Annotated in this window: 18 protein-coding genes and 1 pseudogene; 13 read left to right on the forward strand and 6 right to left on the reverse strand. The window is 67.2% G+C overall.

Annotation, left to right across the window (positions count from 1 at the left end; all coding sequences use genetic code 11):
- Together AC1DWT_RS21995 and AC1DWT_RS22000 are read right to left on the reverse strand one after the other, a co-directional pair.
- Nucleotides 1-1,551: aminotransferase class V-fold PLP-dependent enzyme (locus AC1DWT_RS21995; RefSeq protein WP_477922202.1), on the reverse strand; the 1,551-nt coding region annotated here is incomplete at its 3' end.
- On the reverse strand, nucleotides 1,523-2,455 hold the full coding sequence (locus tag AC1DWT_RS22000) for a family 2A encapsulin nanocompartment shell protein (RefSeq protein WP_072941258.1): 933 nt from the start codon (nucleotides 2,453-2,455) through the stop codon (nucleotides 1,523-1,525). The genes AC1DWT_RS21995 and AC1DWT_RS22000, both read right to left, overlap by 29 nt.
- A 473-nt stretch (nucleotides 2,456-2,928) precedes the next feature.
- On the opposite strand from AC1DWT_RS22000, the gene AC1DWT_RS22005 reads away from it, so the two are divergent.
- The 4 genes from AC1DWT_RS22005 to AC1DWT_RS22020 are packed head-to-tail and all read left to right on the forward strand — an operon-like array spanning nucleotide 2,929 to nucleotide 7,476.
- Entirely contained in the window at nucleotides 2,929-4,173 is a 1,245-nt protein-coding gene (locus tag AC1DWT_RS22005) for an LLM class flavin-dependent oxidoreductase (protein ID WP_206012500.1), read from the forward strand.
- A 29-nt stretch (nucleotides 4,174-4,202) separates the two neighbouring features.
- Nucleotides 4,203-5,174, forward strand: a complete 972-nt coding sequence (locus AC1DWT_RS22010; protein WP_206012501.1) for an LLM class oxidoreductase — start codon at nucleotides 4,203-4,205, stop codon at nucleotides 5,172-5,174.
- Nucleotides 5,171-6,397, forward strand: a complete 1,227-nt coding sequence (locus AC1DWT_RS22015) for an acyl-CoA dehydrogenase family protein (RefSeq protein ID WP_206012502.1) — start codon at nucleotides 5,171-5,173, stop codon at nucleotides 6,395-6,397. The genes AC1DWT_RS22010 and AC1DWT_RS22015 overlap by 4 nt, the downstream gene beginning before the upstream one ends.
- Nucleotides 6,398-6,444: 47 nt before the next feature.
- Entirely contained in the window at nucleotides 6,445-7,476 is a 1,032-nt protein-coding gene (locus AC1DWT_RS22020) for an aldo/keto reductase (protein WP_072941267.1), read from the forward strand.
- A gap of 129 nt (nucleotides 7,477-7,605) precedes the next feature.
- Here AC1DWT_RS22020 and AC1DWT_RS22025 read toward each other — a convergent pair whose 3' ends face one another.
- Together AC1DWT_RS22025 and AC1DWT_RS22030 are read right to left on the reverse strand one after the other, a co-directional pair.
- Complete coding sequence (locus AC1DWT_RS22025; protein ID WP_095863858.1) at nucleotides 7,606-8,670, reverse strand: LLM class flavin-dependent oxidoreductase; 1,065 nt, start codon at nucleotides 8,668-8,670, stop codon at nucleotides 7,606-7,608.
- Nucleotides 8,671-8,700: 30 nt separating this feature from the next.
- Nucleotides 8,701-9,810 carry an acyl-CoA dehydrogenase family protein gene (locus AC1DWT_RS22030; RefSeq protein WP_206012503.1) on the reverse strand — a complete coding sequence of 370 codons (1,110 nt, stop codon included), beginning with the start codon at nucleotides 9,808-9,810 and terminating at the stop codon, nucleotides 8,701-8,703.
- Between the two features lie 380 nt (nucleotides 9,811-10,190).
- Between AC1DWT_RS22030 and AC1DWT_RS22035 the strand changes: the two genes are divergently transcribed.
- The 3 genes and pseudogenes from AC1DWT_RS22035 to AC1DWT_RS22045 form a co-directional block, all read left to right on the forward strand.
- Nucleotides 10,191-11,420, forward strand: coding sequence for an LLM class flavin-dependent oxidoreductase (locus AC1DWT_RS22035; RefSeq protein ID WP_206012504.1), 1,230 nt, complete (start codon nucleotides 10,191-10,193; stop codon nucleotides 11,418-11,420).
- A gap of 34 nt (nucleotides 11,421-11,454) precedes the next feature.
- The gene (locus AC1DWT_RS22040; RefSeq protein WP_206012505.1) at nucleotides 11,455-12,822 is read left to right on the forward strand and encodes an NtaA/DmoA family FMN-dependent monooxygenase; all 1,368 of its coding nucleotides are present in this window, start codon (nucleotides 11,455-11,457) and stop codon (nucleotides 12,820-12,822) included.
- Nucleotides 12,823-13,001: 179 nt separating this feature from the next.
- Nucleotides 13,002-13,565 (forward strand): annotated as a pseudogene (locus AC1DWT_RS22045) (sulfite exporter TauE/SafE family protein); the annotation flags it as partial.
- Nucleotides 13,566-13,631: 66 nt separating this feature from the next.
- Here the strand turns inward: AC1DWT_RS22045 and AC1DWT_RS22050 are convergent.
- Both AC1DWT_RS22050 and AC1DWT_RS22055 read right to left on the reverse strand, forming a co-directional pair.
- Nucleotides 13,632-14,918, reverse strand: a complete 1,287-nt coding sequence (locus AC1DWT_RS22050) for an acyl-CoA dehydrogenase family protein (RefSeq protein WP_206012506.1) — start codon at nucleotides 14,916-14,918, stop codon at nucleotides 13,632-13,634.
- Nucleotides 14,915-16,288 carry an NtaA/DmoA family FMN-dependent monooxygenase gene (locus tag AC1DWT_RS22055; RefSeq protein ID WP_206012507.1) on the reverse strand — a complete coding sequence of 458 codons (1,374 nt, stop codon included), beginning with the start codon at nucleotides 16,286-16,288 and terminating at the stop codon, nucleotides 14,915-14,917. The genes AC1DWT_RS22050 and AC1DWT_RS22055 overlap by 4 nt, the downstream gene beginning before the upstream one ends.
- Before the next feature lie 451 nt (nucleotides 16,289-16,739).
- Between AC1DWT_RS22055 and AC1DWT_RS22060 the strand changes: the two genes are divergently transcribed.
- From AC1DWT_RS22060 to AC1DWT_RS22085, 6 genes are all read left to right on the forward strand, one after another.
- On the forward strand, nucleotides 16,740-17,852 hold the full coding sequence (locus AC1DWT_RS22060) for a rhodanese-like domain-containing protein (protein ID WP_477922206.1): 1,113 nt from the start codon (nucleotides 16,740-16,742) through the stop codon (nucleotides 17,850-17,852).
- On the forward strand, nucleotides 17,849-18,979 hold the full coding sequence (locus AC1DWT_RS22065; protein ID WP_072941279.1) for an acyl-CoA dehydrogenase family protein: 1,131 nt from the start codon (nucleotides 17,849-17,851) through the stop codon (nucleotides 18,977-18,979). Before AC1DWT_RS22060 ends, AC1DWT_RS22065 begins: the two co-directional genes overlap by 4 nt.
- 171 nt (nucleotides 18,980-19,150) lie before the next feature.
- Nucleotides 19,151-20,779: an ABC transporter substrate-binding protein gene (locus tag AC1DWT_RS22070; RefSeq protein WP_477922209.1), complete on the forward strand. Its 1,629-nt coding sequence runs from the start codon at nucleotides 19,151-19,153 to the stop codon at nucleotides 20,777-20,779.
- A gap of 74 nt (nucleotides 20,780-20,853) precedes the next feature.
- Nucleotides 20,854-21,804 carry an ABC transporter permease gene (locus AC1DWT_RS22075; protein ID WP_095863850.1) on the forward strand — a complete coding sequence of 317 codons (951 nt, stop codon included), beginning with the start codon at nucleotides 20,854-20,856 and terminating at the stop codon, nucleotides 21,802-21,804.
- Complete coding sequence (locus AC1DWT_RS22080; protein ID WP_206012509.1) at nucleotides 21,801-22,763, forward strand: ABC transporter permease; 963 nt, start codon at nucleotides 21,801-21,803, stop codon at nucleotides 22,761-22,763. The genes AC1DWT_RS22075 and AC1DWT_RS22080 overlap by 4 nt, the downstream gene beginning before the upstream one ends.
- Nucleotides 22,760-24,430, forward strand: a complete 1,671-nt coding sequence (locus AC1DWT_RS22085; RefSeq protein ID WP_206012510.1) for an ABC transporter ATP-binding protein — start codon at nucleotides 22,760-22,762, stop codon at nucleotides 24,428-24,430. The genes AC1DWT_RS22080 and AC1DWT_RS22085 overlap by 4 nt, the downstream gene beginning before the upstream one ends.
- Nucleotides 24,431-24,600 lie beyond the last annotated feature (170 nt).

Here is a 24,600-nt window from a genome sequence, read left to right on the forward strand (position 1 = left end):
CTCGATGGCAGCACCCAACCCCACTCCGTCGGCGATACTTCCGGTACCGGCCTCGAACCTCCCTGGTGGCAGCTGATAGGTGGACCGCTCGAGGGTCACGTCGGTGATCATGTTCCCCCCGCCGTGCCACGGCGGGGTATCCGCCAGTACGTCGGACTTGCCGTACAACGCGCCGATCCCCGTGGGGCCGAAGATCTTGTGCCCGGAAAAGACGAAGAAATCCGGGTCCAACGACTGCATGTCGACCCTGGTGTGCGGCACCGACTGCGCGCCGTCGACCAAGACGATCGCACCCGCACGGTGCGCTTCTTCCGTGATCTGGCGCACCGGGGTGATCGTGCCCAGCGCATTCGACACCTGGGCCACGGCCACGAGCTTCGTACGGTCCGACAGCAGCCTGGTGTACTCCCCCATCATCAACTGCCCCGAGTCGTCCACCGGGATCACCCGGATCACCGCGCCCGTCTCCGACGCCAGCATCTGCCACGGGACGATATTCGCGTGATGCTCGAGATGCGCGATCACGATCTCGTCGCCCTCGCGAATGTTCTTACGTCCCCACGTCTGCGCCACCAGGTTGATCGCCTCGGTGGCGCCGCGGACGAAGACGATCTCCTCCGCCGACGAGGCACCGATGAACCGTGCCACCGTCTGCCGTGCCTGCTCGTAGGCATCGGTCGAACGCGCAGCCAATTCGTGTGCGGCGCGATGAATATTCGAATTCTCGTGTTCGTAGAAATAGCTGATCCGGTCGATCACCACCTGCGGTTTCTGCGTCGTGGCGGCGTTGTCGAACCACACCAACGGATATCCATTTACTCGTTCGCCCAGGATCGGGAAATCACGTCGAACCGCGTTGACGTCGAATCCGGGATGCGCATCCGCCACGGCGGGTCCGTGCGGCCCGGCCCGTCCGATCTGCGGCGCAGTGTCGGCCCCTGCCGTGCCTCGGTCGAGAAAGTAGAAGCTCGGTGCTCCCACGTCGGAGGACGATGGGGCGGACATCGACGCGCGCGCCCGATCGGACACCGCGGGAATCTCTTGTGCCGAGACGGGGATCGTGTACCCGCGACTCGTGTCGACACCGCCCGACCCGGGCCGATAACCGTTCGGTGGGTCGAGGAAGTAGAACGACGACGATGCAGGGGCGTCCGTGGACACACCTGGGAGTTCGGTGGTCAGTTCGGACGGTGAGACACCCTCGTCTATCCACGGCGCCGCGATCTCGGCTGGGGTGGCGCCATACGACGTTGCGGCGCTATTCGCGGATGATCCGCCCGGCGGGCCGGTCGGTGACGCCGGCGCGACGGGGACCTGGCTCTCGAAGCCCTGGGGAACGGTGACCGTATCCAGCGACGCGCCCGGCACCTGGCCCGGCTGACTCGCGCCGTCTGTCGCGGCAGCTGCCGGTGACGCGGCGGCACCCGACCCCGGTAGGCGCGAGAAATATTCGCCGGCCAGCCTGTTCAACGTCGCTTCGTCGGGCAGTTCCCATCCGCCGAAACCTGGCTGGTCGTCCGGCTCACTTCCGGTATGAGGGGGCGTAGTCATGGAACTTGTCCACCTCCGCGTCCTCGAGCAAGGCGATAGCGTCGTCGGTCAGGATCGCGAGCGAGCAGTACAGCGAGACGAGATATGACGCGATTGCGCTGCGGTCGATTCCCATGAATTTCACCGACAGGCCCATCCCCTGCTCGCCGGCCAGGCCCGGCTGGTACAGACCGACCACGCCCTGGCGGGACTCGCCGGTTCGGATCAGCAGGAACTTCGTCTTCCCGCCCTCGACCTTGACCTTGTCCGAAGGGATGATCGGGATGCCCCGCCATGTCACGAATTGGGAACCGAACATGCTCACGGTCGGCGGCGGTACACCGCGGCGCGTGCATTCCCGGCCGAACGCTGCAATCCCCTCGGGATGGGTCAGGAAGAAGGCCGGCTCCTTCCACGCCCTGGCGATCATGTTGTCCAGATCGTCCGGCGTCGGGGGCCCACCGACCGTGGAGAGTTTCTGCTTCTTCGCCGTATTCGCGATCAACCCGTAGTCCGGGCTGTTGATCAGCTCGCCCTCTTGGTGCTCTTTGATCGCCTCGATGGTGAGCCGCAGCTGCTGCGCGATCTGGTCGTGCGGGCTCGAGTAGAGGTCGGACACCCTGGTGTGCACGTCCAAAATGGTGTGCACGGCCTTGAGCCGATACTCCCGCGGTTCCTTCTCGTAATCGACGAACGTCTCCGGCAGCGGGGACTCGTCGAAGTTGTCACACTTGATATCGACCGACTCCGGATGCACCACCCGGTTCAACCGGTAGATACCGGCTTCCACCGGGATCCAGCTCAGGCAGTGCACCAACCACCGTGGGGTGATCGACTCCATCTGCGGAATGGACTTGGTCGCATTCGCCAGAGTGCGCGCGGCATCATCACCCAATGCCATCGGCTGCGGTTTTGCATTCGTCATCGGCCACTCCTGCCCGAGCGTAAGCGCCGGACAGCCGCCCGACAGGTCCCAATCCTAGGCCCTTTACCTGGGGGAATCGACCCCGCTTTCCGACGACTCGACGATCGGTGTACGAACAGAATCGTCGCGCGCAGGGCCTTGCACCGGGGGCGGCCCGCGGCCCCTTTTCGTTCGCGACCTCGCCGCTGTGAGCTTCCCTTCAGTTCAGGTCTGTACTGGTGTCAGTGGACACGAAGCGTAGGCGAGTGCCACAAGTCCGGTCCGACCACCGCTGGTAGACGTTCCGCTGCCACAGCACGTCGTTCCACAGCCACTTCTGGTCGACCGCGGAATCGAGGACCATGCGACCGGCGCGGTGCGGGCTTAAGACTCTTTCCAGTGAATCTGCACGATTCGAACCATTCCCATTCCATGGCCATTCGACGACAGTGATCCGATCGATCCACACCCGTCATCGATGAAAGGACCACCGAGTGAGCGGCCGGCTTCACATCAACGTCAATATCCTCAACGCCGGGGTGTTCGGTGGATCGTGGCGATTCCCAGCGACGGACGGCCTGGCCAGTTACACGATCGACCACTACACCTCGATCGCGAAGAAGGCGGAGGCCGCCAAGCTCGACGCAGTATTTCTTGCTGACGGACCTTCGCTCGACCCGAGTATCACGCACCGGACAGGCAACAACCTCGAGCCGACCACGGTACTGGCGCGGGTTGCTGCACAGACCGAGCGGATCGGGCTGATTGCGACGCTGTCATCGTCCTACAACGATCCTGTCGAGCTCGCCCGACGACTCGGCGACCTCGATCACCTCAGTGGTGGCCGGTTCGGCTGGAACGTCGTCACGACGGCGGGGCCGATCGCCGCGCGCAACTTCGGACGCACCGGTGAGCCGGACCACGGCCTCCGCTACCGGCGGGCAGCAGAATTCGTGGAACAGGTCGTCGCCGCATGGGCCGCCAGAACCGAATTCCCCTCACCCCAGGGTCGCCCGGTCGTCGTCCAGGCGGGAGGCTCCAGCGACGGCAAGCAGCTGGCATCGCGCGTCGGCGAGGTCGTCTTCTCCGCCGAACAGGACATTCGGAAGGCGAAGGCTTTCCGCACAGAGTTACGCGACGGTGCCCGGCGTTTCGGCAGGAACCCGAACGAGATCGTGATCCTGCCTGGACTGTCGACTGTTCTCGGCAGTACCGAGGCCGAGGCGATCGAGCGGCGCGAGCTGCTGGACGACCTGCTCCCCGACGCCTACGCGCGCGGCCGGCTCGCGGGACAACTCGGCTTCTCGCTGGACGGGCTTGCCGACGACGAACCGATTCCTGCGGAGCTGCTCGCCGAACCGGACGAGGCCGGCGGGTCACAGACCTTTTACCGGGTCGTGAAGGACATCATCGACCGGGAAAACCCGACCCTGCGACAGCTACTGAAGAAGCTGTCGGGGGGTGGTGGGCACCGAATCGTGGTCGGCACCCCCGAGCAGGTCGCCGACGACATCGAGCGATGGTTCCACTACGGCGCCGCAGACGGGTTCAACGTGATGCCCGACGTATTGCCCTCCGGCTTCGACGATTTCGCCGACCACCTCATCCCCGAGCTGCAGCGGCGCGGCCTCTTCCGCACGGAGTACGACGGAACGACCCTGCGTGACCACCTCGGTCTCGACGTCCCCGACCTACCGGCCGGGGTGTGGGACCGCGGACCTCTCCAAGCCGCTCCCTGAACAGTCTCAGAAACCAGAAGAGGCAACACATGAGTACCCCGATCCTGATCGACCTCGCCGTCGGCGACGCACGCGCTGGTGCCGAGCCCGACCGCTTCGACCCCGTCTCGCCGGCCGCGGCGGTCACGGTCACCGAGGCGGCGCGGGAGGCCGGCGTCGCCGCGCTGCGCCTGTTGGACACTGCCGGTGGCCGTCGAGCGATCGACCCGAGCGTGGCCGGTGCGTATCTCGCCGGCCGGTTCGGCGACATCGGCTACCTCGTGGAGGTGCCGACGACCCACAACGCGCCGTACAACGTGGCTCGGCGCGTCCTGTCGTTCGACCGCGCCACCGCCGGCCGGGTCGGTGTGGTCCTGCGCCCCGGCGCAGGCGACGAGGTGAGTGCGGCCACCGTGCCGGACCCGGTCGCCGCCGCTCCAGTGGAGCGCTGGTCCGAATACGCCCAGATCCTCACGCGCCTGTGGGAATCCTTCCCCCGGGACGCGCTGATCGGGGACCAGGAACGCGCACTGGTCGTCGACGACGCATTGATCCGGGCGATCGACCACGAAGGCCGCTTCTACCGAGTCGCGGGGCCACTGGACGGCCCATCGTCCCTGGAGGGACGCCCGGTCGTCGTCGCCGCCGACCTGGACGTGCTCGGCTGGGCGGCAGTGGCACGGTCCGCCGACGCCGTGGTCGTCGATCGGGGGCAGTCGGCGGGCGCAGACCTCGCTCTGACTGCCGGCCTCGAGCAGGCCGGCCGAAAGCGCGAGGACGTCGCTCTCATCGGGCGCGTCGGTGTGACGCTGTCCGCCGGCGCCAGTGCACGCACACTGGCCGACGAGCTCGCCGCTTGGATCGACCGCGACAAGTTGGACGCTGTGGAGCTGGTACCCACCGGAGGGGTCGACGGCGTCCTGGCCGCGGTACGCACGCTCGTGCCGCTGCTGTCCGCCTCGACAGGACCGACGCTGCGGGCATCCCTCGGCCTGCGCGACACCGTGGAGGCGTTGTCATGACCGCTGTGTACCCGGAACACGAGTCGATCGAAGCGACATCGGTCTCCGGACTCACCGTGGCGGGTATCCGCGCTGCAGTCCGCCCCGTCCTGCGCCGTCTGGGCGATACCGCCGGGGCGCGGGAGAAGGCGCGCGACTACGCTTTCGGCGAGGTCCGTGCACTCGCCGACGCGGGGATCGTGCTGGTCGGCGTCGCCCGGGAGGACGGTGGTGCTGGTGGTTCGCTGCGTGATGTGGCCGACGTCGTCATCGAAGTGGCGCGCGCCGACTCCAGTGTGGCGCAGGCATTGCGCAGCAGTTTCCTCGTCGCCGAGCAGATATCGAGTCGGCCCGATCTGCCGCACCGCGACGTGATTCTGACGCGGCTGCGCAACCGGGATCTGTTCGCCGGAACGAGCAATGAGCGAACCGGAGGCGCAAGCGGACAGGTGAACGCCACGGCCAGGCGTGAGGGTGGTGGCTGGGTGGTCGACGGCGAGAAGTACTACTCGACCGGTGGGCTGTACGCATCCTGGTTCTCGTCACAAGCTCTGGCCGAGGACGGCACGGTGGTTCGCTTCACGGTTCCCGTCGACCGCCCGGGGGTCGAGCGGCTCGACGACTTCGACGCCGTCGGCCAGCGGCTCACGGCCAGTGGTACGACCCGTCTGACGAACGTGCGCGTGTCCGACGACGAAGTGACCTTCCCCGATCGGGCCCAGCCGGACAACCCGTGGACCGGCAGTTTCGCGCAGTTCTATCTCGCGGCGATACAGGCCGGGGTGGCCGCGCGAGCCCTCGACGACGCGGTCGGGTACGTGCGGGAGAAGGCCCGGCCGATCAAGCACAGCTCCGCGGACACCAGCGTCGAGGATCCCTATGTGCGGCAGACAATCGGGCAGATCGCAGGCCGCGCCCAGGCGGCGCGGGCCGTCGTGCTGTTGGCAGCCGAGACACTGGAAGATGTCCGGGGACTCACCGGGCCCGCCGCACGCACCGCCGGTGCTGCTGCCGCGGTTCACGTCGCGCACGCGAGCGCGATCGCAATCGAGTCCGCGCTCGAGGCTGCGGAACTGCTCTTCGACGTGGGCGGTGGCTCCATCACCAATCGAGACCTCGGATTCGACCGGCACTGGCGCAACGCGCGCACGGCCGCCAATCACAACCCGCGGCAGTGGAAGCAGGCGATCGCGGGGGCTTACCACCTGACCGGCGAGGAACCACCCACCACCGGCCTTTTCTGACCACCGACCCACAACAACAACCGATCAGAACGGAAGAGTCGACACCGATGACCGCCAGCCCCTTCGACCTCACCTACGCCGCCGCCGAGGACCGCTACGAGAAGGTCCCCTACCGTCGCTCCGGAAACTCCGGCCTCGATCTGCCTGCCTTCTCGTTCGGCCTGTGGCAGAAGTTCGGTAGCGACTACGCCTTTGCGACCCAGCGGGAGATCATCCTCCACGCATTCGACCTGGGGATCACCCACTTCGACAACGCCGACCGCTACGGCCCACCGCACCGCGCGGCCCAGCAGAACTTCGGCAGGGTTCTCGCGAAGGACCTCGCGCCCTACCGGGACGAACTCATCCTGTCGACCAAGGCAGGCAATCCGATCGGTCCGAGCCCCTATCTCAAGGGCGGCTCGCGCAAGTCGATCCTCACCTCGCTCGACCACAGTCTGCGCGACCTCGGCACCGACTACGTCGACATCTTCTACCACCACAGCCCCGACCTCAGCACGCCGCTGGAAGAATCGGTCGGTGCACTGGTCAGCGCGGTGGAGCAGGGCAAGGCGCTCTACGTCGGCATCTCCAACTACCTCCCCGATCGCACCCACGAGGCCGCCGAACTGCTCCGCCAGGCCGGTGTCCCGCTGCTCATCCACCAGGCGCGTTACTCGATCTACGACCGGCGCCCCGAACAGAACGGCCTGCTGGACACCGCCCACCAGGACGGATTCGGGCTCATCGTGTACTCGCCGCTGGCGCAGGGCCTCCTGACCGACAAGTACCTGGAGACGATTCCCGAACACGCACGGGCGCAGAACAGTTCATTCCTGACGCCGGATGTGATCGACGAGACGTACCGGCAGCGCACCGCCGAACTCAACAAGATCGCCGAGGCCCGCGGGCAGTCACTCGCCCAGCTCGCGTTGCAGTGGGTACTGCGCAGGCCGGAGGTCACGTCGGCGCTGATCGGGGCGAGTTCGACCGAGCAACTCGACCACAACATCGCCGCCCTGAACTTCCCGGCGCTCACCGACGACGAACTGGCGCTCATAGAGGAACACGGCGTGCACGGCACGGGGCTCGAGCTCTGACCGAGCAGATTTCGGCAGACGACAACTGAAAAGCCCGCCCGGGCCGATGCTGCGACAACCGCGGCATCGGCTCGGGCGGGCGACAGTGAACGCCAGGCTCGTTCCCCCCTCTGGCTAGCGCTTCCGCGCTCACTCCCCCAGTAGCGGCAGCAGCTGAGTGCCCTGACGTTCGATCTCCCGCAGATACGGGGTGTCCGACAGCACGAAATGGGTGATGCCGAGGTCCTGATACTTGCGCAACGACTTCGCGACGTCCTCCGGGGAACCGACCAGCCAGGTGGTGCCTGCGCCGCCGCCACCGAACTTGCCGGGTGCGGTGTACAGATTGTCGTCGAGCACCTCGCCGCGAGTAGCGAGGTCGAGGAGTCGCTGCTGTCCCACGGCGGTCTGGCGGTGCGGGTTCTGGGCCGGTGCACCCTGGTTCTTCGCCATCTCCGCTACCTTCGCTTCCGCTTCGGCCCAGGCCTGCTCGGTCGTGTCCCGGACGAGGGTGGTGATCCGCAGACCGAACTCGAGCGGTGCGTGCTCTCGGCCGAGTTCCTCACTCAGCGCCCGCAGGCGCTCGATCCGTTCCCGCACCCCTTCGAGGGGTTCGCCCCAGAAGAGTTGGACATCGGCTTCGGCGGCCGCTACCCGCTCAGCGGCGTCGGAGGCCCCACCGAAGTAGAGCTTCGGGTGGAGCCGGTCTCCGCGCGGCGCGATCCGGGGCAGCACCGTGGAGTCGGTGACCTGGAAGTGCTCGCCATGGTAGGTGACGTTCTCCTCCGTCCACAGCTTCCGGACGAGCTGCAGGAACTCCTTGGTGCGGGTGTAGCGGGCGGCCTGGTCGCTCTCGCGTTCGCCGTACGCTCCCAGGTTGTCCTTCCCGGACACGATGTTGACCCGGACCCGGCCACCGGACAGGTGGTCGAGACTCGCTGCAGCGGAGGCGAAGTGAGCCGGGGTCCAATACCCGGGCCGAACCGCGACGAGTGGCTCGAACGTCGACGTCCGGGCAGCGAGGGCCGTGGCGACGGTGAGGGTGTCCGGGCGACCCCAACCGGTGCCGATCAATGCGCCCTTCCAGCCGTGTTCCTCCAGGGCCTCCGCCTGGGCCGTGAGGGTGTCGAGGCTGTTGTGGTCGACCGTGACGGGCTCGCCGCGGTGTCCCGGCGTCACCTGATTCGGGATATACCAGAGGAATTCGAGACTCATGGGATGGTGATTCCTGTTCGGTGGTGGTGATCAGCGGGCGAGTTCGGCGAGCTGGGCTCGGCGAACGTCGGTGGTTTGTCCTTGGACCAGGACGAAGAGCGCCGACCGTGCATGGAGCTGCGCCGTGTCGTCGCCACTCAGTCCCCGACCGGCCCGCGCTATGAGCAGAGCTCGGGTGATCGTGGACAACGCCTCGCCGCTGGCGACCTTGGTCGCGAGGCGTTCGCCGATCCGATGCGGACCGCCTCCCGCGGCAATGGCCTCATCGGACAGCTCGTACGCGGTGCTCCGAATCCGCGCGATGCGTGGCCGCCACGTCGCCGCCACGTCCTGGGCGAGCGGGTGTCCGGACTGCTCCAACTCTCGGAGGACTGTTTCTGCAAGCCCGAAGTGGTGACCGCGTGCGTCGCTCGCCGTGCCGATGTCATTGAACCGCGTGGTCTCCAGCGATTGGGCGGAGAGCACGTGCTCGTCGGGTACGAACACGTCGTCGAGCTCGACCCGCGCGGTCTTGCTGCCGGCGACGGCGCCGAGTCGGAGCGGGCCGACGCTGTGCGTGCGGTCGCTCACCGGCACGAGCGCGGTGACCACGGTCTCCGTCTGCCTTTCCACCGCGGCGACAGTCAGGGCGTTGTTGAGCCCCCACCCGCTGACCCAGGAGATGGCGCCGGTGAAGATCCAGCCGCCGCTCGCCCTTTCCGCCGCGATGTAATGGTCGGGAAACCTCCGGACGTCGCTGACTCCGGCACCGAGCACGAGTTCGCCACGCAGAATTCGCTCGGCGAGCTCCGACACCGGTTCGCCCGGTTTCCTGGATTCCACGATTCGCTCGGCCATCGGCGCGTGCTGAGCCCAGACGAGCCACGTGTTGAAGCACGCGCCGGCGATGATCTCGTGCAGGCGGCGATCGGTGTTGCGGTCGATGTCGAGGCCACCGTATTCCCGCGGCGCTTGATGGTTCAGGAGCCCCAGCGCAGCGAGTTCGGCGATAACTTCTCCGGTGACTCCGTCACGGTCGGTCGACAGGGCTTCGGGGCGCAGTACTCGTTCGGCGTACTCCCGCACCCGAGCGACAAATGGGTGGCGGTCTGCGGCGGTCACGGATTCGGCCGCACTAACGGCCGTGTTCGCCGCTGTCATGTCGCCCCTTCCCTACTTCGGTCCCAGAGGGATGCCTGGCACGCGACGAGTGACGGTGGCCGGCATCCGGACATCGAGAGAATAGCCCCGGTTGTCACCGTCGCTCGGTCACCGCCTCCGTCCTCCACGACGAGAAACAGGGCCTGACGTGGGACAGTTCGATGCGATCGGACATTAATTCGTCCCGATCGGAAACATGCAGCGCAACTGCACCTTCGGCTGCCGAGGTTTCGATCGAGCTGAAGTAAAGGGGCGCTCGAACAGACGACGAACCGTAGGCTCGCACGCGACCATCCGGAGCGACCGAGAGACCCCTTGGTTCGTGGTGCGACCGAGCCGTTTCACCGTCACTGCTCTTCCCGAGACTGGAGACTTCGTCGATGACCTCGAATACCCCGTTGCATCTCGCCGCCGCCCTCGACGGTGCGGGCTGGCATCCCGCCGCGTGGCGCGAGCCGAACTCGCACCCGGACGCGTTGTTCACCGGCGCCTATTGGACCGACCTCGCTGCCGTCGCGCAGCGCGGCCTGCTGGACTTCGTCACCATCGAGGACAGTCTGGCGGCACCGGTGAATCGCCACCCACCCGACGCGGCCGACTCCGTGGACCGGGTCCGGGCGCGCATCGACGCGCACCTCGTCGCGGCGAGGATCGCCCCGCTCACGCGGCACCTCGGCCTGATCCCGACGATCACCACGACGCACACCGAGCCGTTCCACGTGTCGAAAGGCATCGCGACCCTGGACTACACCTCCCGCGGTCGCGCGGGATGGCAGGTCACGGTGTCCGGGCACGCCGATGAGGCCGCGCACTTCGGCCGCCGCACCGTCCCGGAACTCACCGAGCAGGACTGGGCGGCCATCGCGGAGGGCACGCTGCCGCAGGTGTTGGTCGACCTGTTCGACGAGGCCGGCGACTTCGTCGAGGTCGTCCGCCGGCTGTGGGACAGCTGGGAGGACGGCGCAGAGATCCGCGACGTCGAAACCCGCCGGTTCATCGACCGTGACAAGCTGCACTACATCGACTTCGAGGGTCGCTACTTCAGCGTCCGCGGCCCCTCCATCACACCGCGACCGCCGCAGGGGCAGCCGGTGGTCACCGCACTCGCCCACCAGGCACTGCCGTACGAACTGGCGGCACGCGGTGCCGACCTCGTGTTCGTCACCCCGGCCGACGACGTCCACGCGCAGTCAGTTCTCGCCGATGTCGCCGCGGCGTCCGAACGGGTCGGGCGCACCGGTGAGCCGCTCCGGGTCTATGCCGACCTGGTGGTGTTCCTCGACAACGACCGCGAATCCGGGGCAGCCCGGCTGCATCGCCTGGACGGTCTCGCCGGGATCGAGTTCGCCTCGGACGCCGCCGTGTTCACCGGCTCCGCGGACGAGCTCGCGGACCGGCTCGCGGCATGGCAGCAGCTGGGATTCGACGGCTTCCGGTTGCGGCCGGGTGTCGCGGTCGACGATCTGGACGCCGTGTCGTCCCGGCTGGTGCCGATCCTGCAGCAACGCGGCCTGTTCCGCACCGCGTATCCGGACACCTCCCTGCGCGGGTTACTCGGCCTACCCACCGACGTTCCCAACCGGTACGCCACGGGAACCCCGGCCGCCTGAGACCCCGCGACCCTTCAGACAAGGACATGTTCCGATGAGCACACCCAAGAAGCAGGCCATCCTCGGCGCTTACCTCGGCGGCGTCAACCACCACACCGCATGGTGGGATCCCCGGGCGGGCAGCCAGATCGAGTTCGATTCGTTCGAACACACCGCACGGACCGCCGAGCGCGGCAAGTTCGACTTCTTCTTCCTCGCCGAGGGTCTCGCCCTGCGCGAGCGCGCCGGGCAGATCTTCGACCAGGACATCATCGGCCGCCCCGACACGTTCACAGTGCTCGCGTCCCTCGCCGCCGTCACCGATCACCTCGGACTGGCAGGAACCATCAACGCCACGTTCAACGAGCCGTATGAACTCGCGCGGCAATTCGCGTCGCTCGACCAGCTGTCGGGTGGTCGAGCGGCGTGGAACGTGGTGACGTCGTTCGACGCATTCACGGGTCAGAACTTCCGACGCGGTGGGTTCCTGGACCACTCGCAGCGCTACGAGCGCGCCGAGGAGACCCTCGAAGTGGTGCGGCAGCTGTGGGATTCGTGGCGCGGTGACGACGTCGTGGCCGACAAGGAAGACGGCCGCTTCCTGCGCCGTCCGGGCGCCGGAACCTTCGACTATCACGGCAGTCAATTCGACATCCGCGGCCGGTTCACAGTGCCGCGCAGCCCCCAGGGCCGACCGGTCCTGCTGCAGGCCGGCGTGTCGCCGCAGGGGCGCGATTTTGCGGCAGGCAACGCCGACGCGATCTTCTCGCCCTACGGGAAGCTGCCCGAGGCCGCTGAGTTCTACCGCGACATCAAAGCCCGTGCGGTCTCGTTCGGGCGGAACGCCGACGACATCAAGATCCTCCCCTCGGCAAGCTTCGTCCTCGGCGACACCGAGGCCGAGGCGTGGGAGAAGTACCATGAGGTCCGCAACCAGCAGGTCACCGGCCAGACCGCGCTGATCCTGCTCGAGCAGATCTGGAACCGCGATCTCTCCGCGTTCGACCCCGACGGACCCGTCCCGGGCATCGAACCGGATCCCGACGCGCCACCGATCATCCAGGGCCGCGCATTCACGTACCAGGACCGGTTCGAGACCGTCGCAAGACTGCGAGCGGTGTCCGAGGAGAACAAGCTCACCTTGCGGGAGACCGTCATCGACCAGTTCGAACGTGGCCCGATCGTCGGCACCGCCGCACAGGTCGCAGAGAAGATCGATGCGTTCGTGCAGAACGACGGCTCCGACGGATTCATCATCGGCTCCCACCTCGTGCCTTCCGGCCTCGACGAGTTCGTCGATCACGTGGCGCCGCTGCTACAGGACCGGGGCGTGCTGCGCACCGAGTACACGGGAACAACGTTACGCGACAACCTCGGCCTGCCGGTGCCGCACGACCGGATCTCCGCAGCCACGCAGGCGTAGGAGAGTGTATGGCTGTTCGGCACAGACACTTTCGCAATCATTCCGGGGCCGGGTGGAACCCCCGAGCGACACACGCTCTCCGCGGATCCTGCAGAATCACTGGCACTTTCGTGCCAGATCCCTCAAATCGAAGAACTACAAGTAATTCGATCAGGCAAATTCCAACTCGGCTCATCGGAATGGCCTATGGCGTCACCACGACCACCCTGCTACTCGCCATCGGCATCAATCCGGCGACCGCCTCGGCCACCGTTCACCTCGCCGAAATCGGAACCACACTGATCTCAGGTCTGTCCCACTGGCGATTCGGCAACGTCGACTGGAAGGTGGTACGAAGGACCGCCCTTCCCGGAGCGATCGGCGCATTCATCGGCGCGACGGTATTGTCGAATCTGTCGACCGAAGCAGCGGCACCGGTGATGGCATTGATCCTGCTCGCCTTGGGGTTGTACATCCTCATCCGATTCACGTTCCAGGGCATCCCCCACGACCGACTCGGGAAACCGCTCCGCAAACGTTTCCTCGCCCCACTCGGACTCGTCGCGGGATTCGTGGACGCGACCGGAGGCGGCGGCTGGGGTCCCGTCGGCACCCCGGCGATTCTCGCCAGCGGCCGCCTGGAACCACGGAAAGTAATCGGATCGATCGACACGAGCGAGTTCGTCATCGCCGTTGCGGCAAGCCTCGGATTCCTGTTCAGCCTGGGGACGCAGGGTGTCAACGCAGGCTGGGTCGGGGCAGTCCCGAACCCGCACTGCCATAGTGCGCCCAACCCAACCCGCACCGTCGTGGTGGTCCGAAACCCGAGATCAGCTCGCGGGCGGCGTGCCGATCACCGACGCACCCTCGGGCGACAGGAATGCCGGCGGGGTGCCGTTGAGGACATAGTCGCCGAGCTGCTGCTCGCGGTAGATCAGGGGGTTGTGAGAGGCGAGGGTTCGCACGTTGCGCCAGTGCCGGTCGAACTGATACTTGCAGTCCAGCGCGGACGCACCGCCCACCTCGAAGATCTCCGTCGTCGTCTTCAACCCGAGCTCGAGCACGATGGACTGCGCCCGGTACGCGTCCAGCTCCGCCTTCAATTCCAGCGCCACGGCCTCCTCCTCCCCCTTCGGGGTGCGTTCCGCTTCCGGGGTGATGGTCAGCGCGTACCGGGCTTCGGCGGCGGCATCGAGTGACGCGGCGGCATCGAGGACGGTGGCGCGGATCGCGTAGGCGGCGGCGTCGGCACGGCCCACGACTTGCTGGATCAGCGGATCCTTTGCGGCAACAGGTGCTTTCGCCTGCGGGTAGGTGCGGTGCCTGCGGCGTACGAAGTCGGCGATCTCGTCCGTCGCCCGGCGGACGATGCCGGCGATCGTCGCCAGGTGCGTCCGCTGGAAGTGCGCGAGGTGCCCGGCGGTGCCGCCCGGTGGCGGGAACAGGAAACCGAGTCCCTCCACCTCGGCGTCGGTGAAGACGGTGGTGCCGCTGGCGCTGGCCCGCTGCCCGAACCCGGCCCAGTCGTCGATGCGCTCGACGCCCGGGGCGTCGGCCTTGACGACGGCGGTGTGCCGGTCGCCTGCCTCATCGAGCACCGCGACGGTGAGGTAGTCCCCGTAGAGGGCGCCGGTGCTGTAGTACTTGGTGCCGTTCACCACCAGGCGGCCGTCCACCTCGCGCAGCGTCGTCGCGGGCTTCTGGAACGTGCCATCCCGTTCGCTGACCGCGGTGCCGAACACGATGCCGTCACCGATGCGGCGCAGCCACTCCTGCCCACGCGGGGTGTGACGCTCGCGCCAGCGGTCCTCCACGAACCGCGAGTGCACCCGAAGGGCGTGCGGCAGATTCGATTCCGCGGCCGCGAGCTCGATGACGAGCAGGTAGAGCTGTCGCAGGCTGGCACCGTCGCCGCCGAACTCCCGCGGCACCCGCACCGCGGGGAACCCCACCTCACGGAGCCACCCGGCCTCCTCGAGGGCGAGGCGGCCACTCGTTTCCCGCTCGAGCGCCCCCTCGGCGATCCGCGCGAACACCGGGCGGTATTTGGCGAGCAGTTCCTCGTCGGTGGGGCGGGCACTCGCACTCACGGGTTCGACGGCAAGATCGGTGGTCATCGGTTCTCCTGGGTGGAATGGGCGGTGCGCGGGTCGGGAAGGCCGAAGCGGCCACGGATGGTCGGCGAGTCGTACTCGGTCGGGAACACGCTCTCGGCCTGGAGGATCGGGGCCACCTGCTGCACGAAGCGCTCCAGATCGTCGTGCAGCAGGGGGAAGTGGGCGTTGTAGCCGGAGACGGCCCCGGCCGCCCACCAGTCGATCAGCGCGTCGGCGACCTCCTTGGGGGTCCCGATGACGAGTCGATGGCCCCCTGCGCCACCGACCAGTCGGATGATCTGCCGGGTGGTGGGTTCCTCGGTGCGCACCAGATCCTGGACCGCCCTGCTGAAGCCGACAGGGCGGGTCTGGTCCTCTTGCGGCTCGAACCATTCTGCCTTCAGCGGTCGGTCGACGTCGACGGACCGGGGAAACGCCGGGTTCAGTACGCGTTGCTGCTCGAGGAAGCGGGCGATCAGATCGTCCTCGCTGCCGGCGCCGCTGAAAACCTCGTGCCGACGCAGCGCTTCCTCTCGGGTGTCGCCGAGGTACACGTTGACGCCGGGAAAGAGCCGGATGCTGTCGGCGGGTCTGCCGTGCCTGCGGGCGGCAGCGTCGAGTGTGGCCGCGTAGTCGAGTGCCGCCTGCTTCCCCAGCAGCGCCGCGTACACGATCTCGGCGTGCTTGCCTGCGAAGTCGATACCCTGCGCGGAGGCGCCTGCCTGCGAGATCACCGGGTGTCCCTGCGGACCGACCGGGACGTTGAGGGGGCCACGCACGTCGAAGAACTCGCCGTGATGGTCGATCGTTCGCGCCGTCGTCTCGTCCCACAGCGGACCCGTGGGCTCCGGTCCCTCCGGGGTGTCCCAGGACAGCCACAGTTCCTTGACGACCCGGAGGAACTCGTCGGCCTTGCGGTAGCGGTCCTCCCGGTCGAGCAGTTCGTCCGCCGAGAAGTTCGCGGCGATGTCGGGGTTGAAGTTGGCGACGGCGTTGAAGATCACCCGTCCACCCGCGATGGAGTCGAGACTGGCGAGTCGGCGGGCGAGGTTGTACGGCGAGTTGTAGCTCGTCGACGCCGTCAGCACGAAGCCGATGTCCGGGATCGCACCCGCGATAGCCGAGAACAGCACGATCGGGTCGAACAGGTGGCTCGGCCCGTTGTCGGCGGTGCGTTGCAGCGCCGGATGATCCGAGACGAACACGGCGTCGAGGGTTCCCGATCGCGCGATCTCGGCGGACCGCCGATAGTGCTCCCAGTCCGCGAAACGATTCCACGTGGTGCCGGGCCAGTTCCACGCCTTCCTGGACGCACCGGCACCGACGATGGACGCCGCGAGCGTCAACCTCCGCTGTGGTCGCCGTGCCGGCGTGTCGGTTCCGGTGCTCATGTCGAATCCTCCGTTCGATGGATGTTGATAGGTGCAGCATCAATGCGACTCCGCCGCAGCACTTTCAGCTGGGCGCGAGTGGGCGCCGCCCCGGGGGCCGCCGGTGGTTCGCCGCAGGGTCGGCGAGCGTGGGGCACAGCGTCCCTCCCATCTGACCGACTCACCGCCGGTCCCGTCAACGAATACGATCGCAGTGGTTGAAATACCGAACACTGATGGGACAGTGTGTTTCTCGCCGGTCCTTCGCGTTACGCGTCCAGCCGATGACAACACTGGAACCAGCGTGATTTCATTTCCGAACTCGGCGCATCGGTGCGGGTCACGGGCGGGCGCACGGTTCGGGCATCGCTCTCATGACCGTCGGCGCCCGATACCCGGGCTACGGTGTGGCCATCGGCCGCCGCGCCGCGAATCATTCCAACCGCTAACCAGCGAAGGTGGGCAACACTCCGTGAGCACTTCATCGATCGACAAGGCCTCCACCGTCGAGAAGACCATCGACGTCGACACCCTCCGGCTGTGGCTGGCCGACGATGCGGAACTCGCCGTCCTCGACATCCGACCGAGTGACGAGGTCGGCTACGCGTCGCCGCTGTTCGCCACCAACATTCCCGCAGACCGCCTCGAGGCCGAGATCGACCGGTACGTGCCCCGCGCGGTCGTACGGACCGTCCTCGTCGACGGCGGTGACGGCGTGGCGCAGCGCCTCGCCGAGCGCCTCGCCGAGGCCGGGCGCAGCGAGGTGCACGTCCTCGCCGGCGGCATCCCCGAGTGGACCCGGAACGGCACCGAGGACCTGCCGACCWTCGACGTCCCCGGCAAGGACTTCTCTCTGGGAATCCGCGACGAACGCGACACCCCCTCGGTGTCCGCCGCCGAACTCAAGACCCTCGAGGACCAGGGCGCCGACGTCGTCGTCATCGATACCCGCACCCTGCCCGAGTTCACCGCCGGCCACGTCCCCGGCGCGGTCGGCGTGCCCGGCGCGGAGTTGCTGCTGCGGTTCGCGAACGTCGTGCCCTCCCCCGATACCCACGTCGTTGTCTCCTGCGCGGGCCTGCCACGCGCGATCATCGGCGCCCAGACGCTCATCGACTCCGGTGTCCCGAACAAGGTTTCCTACCTGCACGACGGCACCCGGGCGTGGAAGGAGGAGAACCTCGAGCTGGAAACCGGCGCGACCGCCGTCTATGCACCGGTCGACAACGCCGCGCGGGAGGCAGCCGCACAGCGTGTGGAGACCATCACCGCCAACGACACGTTCCCCCGCATCGACGTCGAGACCGCGCAGGCGTGGGCGGCCGACCCGGACCGCACCACGTACCTTCTCGACGTGCGCACGCCGGAGGAGTTCGAGCAGGGGCACGTACCCGGATCGATCACGTCCGAGGGGGGACAGCTGCTCGGGGTCTCCTACCGCACCATCGCCGTGCGCGGCGCGCGCGTGGTCTTGATCGACGACCTCACCGGTGCCCGCGCCGCGGTCGTCTCACACTGGCTCCAGCGCCGCGGATTCGAGATCGCGTTGCTGCTCCACGATTTCGAGTCGGGCATCGCCCGATGACCTCCACCCTGGACGTGTCTATCGACGCGAGCAGCGCCGACCGGGTCGACGCCGCCGACGAGCTCCCACTGGTGGCGCAGGTTCGGGACTTCGCGTATAACACGCTCGCACCCCGGGCTCTGCAGACCGACCGCGAGGGCCTCACCGCCGACACCGTCGAGGAACTGCGGCGCCTCGGGCTGCTCAACCATCTGGCCCCGGCCCGGTTCGGTGGCGCCGAGTTGGACAAGGCCGCCGAACGCCGGGTCCACGAGCACCTCGCCTACGGCGACTTCAACACGTGGCTCGCCTGGGCACAGCACACGGGGTTGATCGTCCACTTCACCGATCTGGCCGACAGTGGCGAGCCGATCGGCGAACTCGGTGAGCGGGTGCTACGCGGGGAGATCCTCACCGGGACCGCGGTCAGCGACGCCCGGCACTACCCCACCCGATATGTCCGCGCCACCCCGGTCGACGGCGGATGGACGATCACCGGCACGGTGTCCTGGGTGAGCGGCTGGGGGCTCAACACCCTGCTGTCCGTCGCCGCGATCGACCCCACGACCGAGACCCAGCTGCTCGCGCTGATCCCGGCCGACGACGAGCGGTTGCGCGCCGAGCCGCTGGGTCTCGTCGCCGCCAACGGAAGCCGCACGTGGCGAGTCACTTTCGAGGGAGCCTTCGTCGCCGAGTCGAACATCGTCAAACGCACCCCGAGATCCGAATGGAATCACCGTGATCAGAACATCGTCAGCGACGTCAGGCCGCAGGTGTTCGGGGTGGCGCGCGCGATCCTCGACGAATTGGACGCCTCCGGCACTGATGCGGCCGTCGCAGTAGCGCAGGCATGGGCACCGCAGTTCGCCCGCTATCGGGCACTGGCCTACTCCCTGACCGATCGGGCGGCATCGGATCCGAAAGGCCCGCAGTATTTCGAGGACCGGCTCACGCTGAAGGTCGAGGTACTCCGTTCGCTACACGAGATCGCCCGGGCACTGACCGTCTCACGGGCGGGATCGGGGATTCTCGACACCGATACCGCTGCGCTGCACGCCCGTTCCGCGCAGTTCCTTCAGATCCAGAGCCAGAACGAACACTCGCGGGCAGCCCAGCTCGCACACATCGCGGCAGCGGCACACCACTGAGAACCTGTGGCGTGGCACGGCACGCAGAGGAGTCGCCGCACGCGATTGCCGTTAGATTCACTGCGCTTTAATATCGTGCCCGCCAGTCACTTTGACCATATATTCCTGCCCATGGAAACAACAGTTCACGCCCCACGGCCGGTGCGCGAGCGCCGCCGAYGATTCCGAGGCGTGTTCGGCGTTCTCGCACTGACCGGTGTCCTCGCTCTGACCGGATGCAGCAGCACCGTCGACGCTGCGGGCGGCACCGGAAGCGGCGATCCGCAGAGCGGCGGCACCCTGCGGATCGCGCTTCTCAGCTCCCCCGAGTCGCTCGACCCACACCTGAACACGTCCTTCGCGGCCAGCAACTACGGCAACAGTGTCTTCGACAAACTGACCTGGCAGGATCCGGAGACCGGCGAGATCGGTCCCTGGCTGGCCACCGCCTGGGAGGTCAACGACACCAACACCGAATTCACGTTCACGCTGCGTGAGGGCGTCACCTTCAGCGACGGCACCCCGTTCAACGCCGACATCGTGAAGAAGAACTTCGACCAGTACGTCTTCGGAGATCCGGCGCTCGGCATCAAGCCCAACGGCGCCACCCACCTGAAGTCCTACCAGGGCAGCGAGGTCGTCAGCGACAACGTCGTCAAGATCGTCTTCAAGTCCCCGTCGGCCAGCTTCCTCCAGTTCATCTCGTACTCCGGCAACAACCAGCCCGGCATCATCGGCCAGAAGACCCTCTCGTCGAACGCCGAGCAGCGGCTCGACCCGACGAACATCGTCGGCACCGGCCCCTTCGTCGTGACCGAGTACGCGCCCAAGGAGCGCACGGTGCTCACCAAGCGCGCCGACTACAACTGGGGCGCTCCCGGCCTCAACCACGAGGGTCCGGCCTACCTCGACAAGGTCGAGTTCGTGACGATCCCCGAAGCGAGCGTGCGCACGGGCGCACTGCAGTCCGGAGAGGTACAGGCTGCGTTCGACATCCTCCCCACCGACGAGACGGTCCTCGAGGCGCAGGGCTTCGATATCACCTCGCGGACGATCGCCGGACTCAATCTCGGCTGGAACATCAACACCAGCCTCGAGCCCACCAACGACATCAACGTCCGCCGCGCGATCGTGCGGGCCACCAACCGCGCCGGGTTCAAGGACACCGTTCTCGCTCCGTCCGAGGGGCAGGCGAAGTCCGTACTCGCCGCACACGTCCAAGGATCGACCGACTACACCGACGACGTGTTGAAGTTCGACCTCGAGGAGTCCAAGCGGCTGCTCGACGAGGCCGGCTGGAAGGTCGGGGCCGACGGCATCCGGGAGAAGGACGGAAAGAAGCTGACGCTCAAGGCGACCGGGCACTATCTGGTCCCGAACAGCCGATACACGTACGAATCGATCCAGGCGTCGCTCAAGGAGATCGGCGTCGACCTCGACTTCCAGTTCGACGCAAGCAACATCCCGACCGACCAGGTCAACAAGGAATACCACCTGATCAACACCAACCGTAGCCGCAACGATCCCGCGATCCTGAACGTCAACTTCAACCCTGACCGGGGCAACTCCGCTCGCATCCCCGCGGACTTCCCCGACCGGCAGAAGATCGCCGACACGCTCGAAGCACTCGAGTCCACGCTGGACCCGACGCAGCGGGCCGCACTGACCGAACAGGCGCAGGAACTCGTCCTCGACGAGTACGTTCTGTACGACCCGGTGTTCGAGCCGTCACAGGTGGCCGCGTCGAAGGGCGTCCACGATATCGACCTCGACGCCACCAGCCGGCTGCACTTCCTCCGCACCTGGATCGACCAGAGCTGATCAACCCGTCCCGGGTCGGTCCCCTACGGACCGGCCCGGGACGCCGTGTAGACACACACTCGCAAAGGATTTCCATGGCACGCTACGTCCTCCTGAAACTGGGACGAAGCCTGGTGGTGGTGTGGGGCGCGTTCACCGCCTCCTTCATCCTGCTGTACACGCTGCCCGCCAGCCCGGTCGAACTGCTCTTCAACCCCGAAGAGCGCAACGACATCTCGCCCGAGGCCTACGCGCAGATCGAGCAGCAGTACGGCTTCGACCGCCCCGTATTCGTCCAGTACCTCGCCCGACTCTGGGCCGCACTGCATCTCGACTTCGGGTCTTCCGTCCAGAACGGCAAACCGGTGGTGACGGCGATCGCCGAGGCCCTCCCGAAGACCGTCGTGCTGGCCGTGGCCGCGCTGGTAATCGCGGCGCTCATCGCGCTGGCGGTCGCCTGGGTCGCCACCTACATCGAGTCCCCGTGGCTGCGGAACTTCATCGCCGGGTTGCCGCCGCTGCTGGTGTCGTTCCCGAGCTTCCTGCTGGGCCTCATCATCATCCGGGTCTTCTCGTTCCAGCTCGGCTGGTTCCCTCCGATCAGCCGCGACGGCCTGCACGGGCTCGTGCTCCCCGCCTTCGCGCTGGCGATCCCCGTCGCCGGCCCCATCGCCCAACTGCTGTTGCGCAATTTCACCACCGAATACAGCTCGCCCTATGTGCTGACGTCGTTCAGCAAGGGCCTGCGCAAGGCGACGGTGATCAACGGCGACGTCCTGCGCAACGCCAGCCTGCCCGCCCTCACCCAGGGCGGCATCATCGTCGGCGAACTGCTCGCCGGTGCCGTCATCACCGAGACGATTTTCTCCCGCAACGGGATCGGACGACTCACCGAGCAGGCGGTCCGCGCGCAAGACGTTCCCGTCGTCCAGGGCGTCGTCATGTTCGTCGCCCTCGCGTTCGTCACTGTCAACTTCATCGTCGACGTCGCCTATCCCCTGATCGACCCTCGACTCAAAGCCGCCCGCGAAGGAATGTCCGTATGACGATCGACAGCGACCGCACGCTCGTGGCCGAGCCACCGGTGGCCGACCCGGTCCCGGCCGCCGTCCCGGAACTCGACGCGACACCACCCCTCCTCCTCCCGCCACCGGTCGACTCACCGGACGCACCGCCACGCCGACGGTTCGGGGCGCTTCCCTCGCTCGTGTCCCGCCCGGGTCTCGTTCTGGCGGTGCTGGTCGTCACCCTGGCCGTCGCCTGGTGCTTTGTGCCCGGACTGTTCACCTCGAAGGACCCGTACCTCCCGGACTCCACCGCGATCCTGGTCGGCCCCAGCGCCGAACACCTTTTCGGCACCGACCGTCTGGGCCGTGACATCTACTCACGGACCGTGCACGGCGCGGTGATCACGCTCAGTGCGACACTCCTCGCCGTCGCCATCGCCTTCGTCATCGGCACCGCCCTCGGCGCGATCGCCGGATTCGTGGGCGGCGCGGTCGAACTGGTCATCATGCGTGTCGTCGACGTCCTCCTCTCGGTTCCCGGCCTGCTACTCACCATGGTCGTGGTCTCCGCCCTCGGATACGGCACCATCAACGTGGCGATCGCCGTCGGCGTCTCCGCAGTCGCCAACTTCGCCCGGGTGATGCGCGCCGAGGTGCTGCGTGTCGTCCAGGCCGACTACATCGAGGCCGCCGCGAGCATCGGCACTCCGCGACTCACCATCCTCACCCACCACGTGCTGCCGAACTCGCTCAGTTCGGTCGTCTCCCTCGTTCCGCTGCAGTTCGGTGCCTCGATCCTGGCGATTGCGGCGCTCGGCTTCCTCGGGTTCGGTGCTCCGCCACCGGAACCGGAATGGGGCCTGCTGGTCTCCGAGGGCCGTGACCTCCTCGCAGTCGCTCCCTGGATCGCTCTGCTCCCCGGTTTCGTCATCCTCGCGGTGGTCTTGTCGAGCAACCGCATCAGCCGTGAACTGCAACGCGACGGAGGCATCCGATGACACTGTTGTCTTTCGAGAACGTCGAGATCTGGTACTCCGGCCGCGGCCGGAGCGCGACCAAGGCAGTCTCCGGGATCAGCCTCGACGTGCAGGCCGGTGAACTGGTCGCCATCGTCGGCGAATCCGGTTCCGGCAAGTCCACCCTCATCCGGTCATCGATCGGCCTGTTGCCACGCACCAGCCGGGTGAGCGGTCGAATCCTGCTCGGCGACAAAGACGTCGCCGGGTGGAGCCAGAACAAGTTTGCCCGCTTGCGGGGCAGCTATGTCGGCTTCGTCCCGCAGGATCCCGGCGTTTCGCTCAACCCTGTCAAACCGATCGGCAAGCAACTGGAGGACGCGCTGCGCAACCGACTCGGAAAGAGCCACCTCCTTCCGTTCACGACCTCGGCGCAGCGGCACAACCTGAAGTCACAGACACTGAAGTTCCTGGAACTGGCGGGCCTTCCGGATCCGTCCCGCATCTACGCGAAGTACCCGCACGAACTGTCCGGCGGCATGAAGCAACGGGTGCTCATCGCGATCGCCCTGTCCGGCGAGCCGGAGCTCCTCATCGCCGACGAACCGACCAGCGCGCTGGACGTGACGGTGCAGAAGCAGATCCTCGACCACCTCGACCGGCTCCGCACCGAACTGGGCATCGGCATCCTGCTCGTCACCCACGACCTCGGGGTCGCGCTCGAACGCGCCGACCGCGTTGTGGTGATGCGCAGCGGCGTCGTCGTCGAGGAGGGCCGCAGCGACACCCTCCTGCACCACGCGAGAGATGCGTACACGCGGCGGCTCCTCGACGCCGCTCCCGGTCTGCACGTCGGAACCCTGGAGCCGCGACCGATTCGGGTCGGCACGCTCACTCCGCACTCGTCCGCTGAACGCACCTCCGCCAAGTACGCGATCGAGGTGAAGGGTGTGTCGAAGACGTTCCACGCCGCGCACAGCAGCACTGAACCGGTGGTCGCGGCCGACGACGTCTCGTTCCGCGTCGCGACCGGAACCACGCACTCACTCGTCGGCGAGTCCGGTGCCGGCAAGTCCACGATCGCCCGGATCGTCGCGGGCCTGCGCACTCCCGACGAGGGCGAGGTCACCCTCCTCGGGCAGAGCGAAACCTGGAGCCGCCAGCAGCTGAGCAAGCGCCTGCAGTTCGTGTACCAGAACCCGTATTCCTCGCTGAATCCCCGGCTCTCGGCCGCCGACCTGATCACCGCGCCGCTGCGCGTGCACCGCAAGGACATCGACCGCAGGCAGCGGCACGCGATCGCCGAGGAACTGCTCGACGGCGTGCGACTGGACCGCAAGTACGCCTCCCGCCGGGCCGGGGAGCTCTCCGGCGGGCAGGCGCAGCGCGTCGCGATCGCTCGCGCCCTGTCCCTGAACCCCGAGATCGTCATTTTGGACGAGGCGGTGTCCGCGCTCGACGTGTCGGTACAGGCGGAGATCCTGCAACTGCTCGTGGACCTGCAGGCCGCGTACTCGCTGACCTATCTGTTCATCACGCACGACCTCGGAGTCGTGCGGCTGATCGCGGACACGGTGACGGTGATGCGTCACGGGACCGTCGTCGAATCCGGTCCGACGGCACAGATTCTCGACGACCCCGCGGACGACTACACACGCCGGCTCGTCGACTCCGTGCCGGGCACCGAGGCGCTCCGCATCCGTGGCTGAGTTTGGTATCCAGGGATTTCACACCCACGCACAGGCGGCGCAGCCGCACTAGAACAGGCCGCTGGTCGGGGGTTCCACCCCGGTAACGAGGAATGCCCGCCATGGGCATCCGAACCCGGACGACGGGTGGCCGCGGGGTCCAGCGGTGAATTGCCCATCGCTCGCCCTGA

The organism is Rhodococcus sp. P4_B6 (assembly GCF_056402215.1).

Bases quoted from the DNA above. Each gene is read 5' to 3' on its own strand.
- AC1DWT_RS22020 (WP_072941267.1), top strand. From the start codon at position 6,445: ATGACCGCCAGCCCCTTCGACCTCACCTACGCCGCCGCCGAGGACCGC.
- AC1DWT_RS22065 (WP_072941279.1), top strand. From the start codon at position 17,849: ATGACCTCCACCCTGGACGTGTCTATCGACGCGAGCAGCGCCGACCGG.
- AC1DWT_RS22010 (WP_206012501.1), top strand. From the start codon at position 4,203: ATGAGTACCCCGATCCTGATCGACCTCGCCGTCGGCGACGCACGCGCT.
- AC1DWT_RS22035 (WP_206012504.1), top strand. From the start codon at position 10,191: ATGACCTCGAATACCCCGTTGCATCTCGCCGCCGCCCTCGACGGTGCG.
- AC1DWT_RS22030 (WP_206012503.1), bottom strand. From the start codon at position 9,810: ATGACAGCGGCGAACACGGCCGTTAGTGCGGCCGAATCCGTGACCGCC.
- AC1DWT_RS22075 (WP_095863850.1), top strand. From the start codon at position 20,854: ATGGCACGCTACGTCCTCCTGAAACTGGGACGAAGCCTGGTGGTGGTG.
- AC1DWT_RS22040 (WP_206012505.1), top strand. From the start codon at position 11,455: ATGAGCACACCCAAGAAGCAGGCCATCCTCGGCGCTTACCTCGGCGGC.
- AC1DWT_RS22000 (WP_072941258.1), bottom strand. From the start codon at position 2,455: ATGACGAATGCAAAACCGCAGCCGATGGCATTGGGTGATGATGCCGCG.
- AC1DWT_RS22050 (WP_206012506.1), bottom strand. From the start codon at position 14,918: ATGACCACCGATCTTGCCGTCGAACCCGTGAGTGCGAGTGCCCGCCCC.
- AC1DWT_RS22085 (WP_206012510.1), top strand. From the start codon at position 22,760: ATGACACTGTTGTCTTTCGAGAACGTCGAGATCTGGTACTCCGGCCGC.
- AC1DWT_RS22080 (WP_206012509.1), top strand. From the start codon at position 21,801: ATGACGATCGACAGCGACCGCACGCTCGTGGCCGAGCCACCGGTGGCC.
- AC1DWT_RS22055 (WP_206012507.1), bottom strand. From the start codon at position 16,288: ATGAGCACCGGAACCGACACGCCGGCACGGCGACCACAGCGGAGGTTG.
- AC1DWT_RS22025 (WP_095863858.1), bottom strand. From the start codon at position 8,670: ATGAGTCTCGAATTCCTCTGGTATATCCCGAATCAGGTGACGCCGGGA.
- AC1DWT_RS22015 (WP_206012502.1), top strand. From the start codon at position 5,171: ATGACCGCTGTGTACCCGGAACACGAGTCGATCGAAGCGACATCGGTC.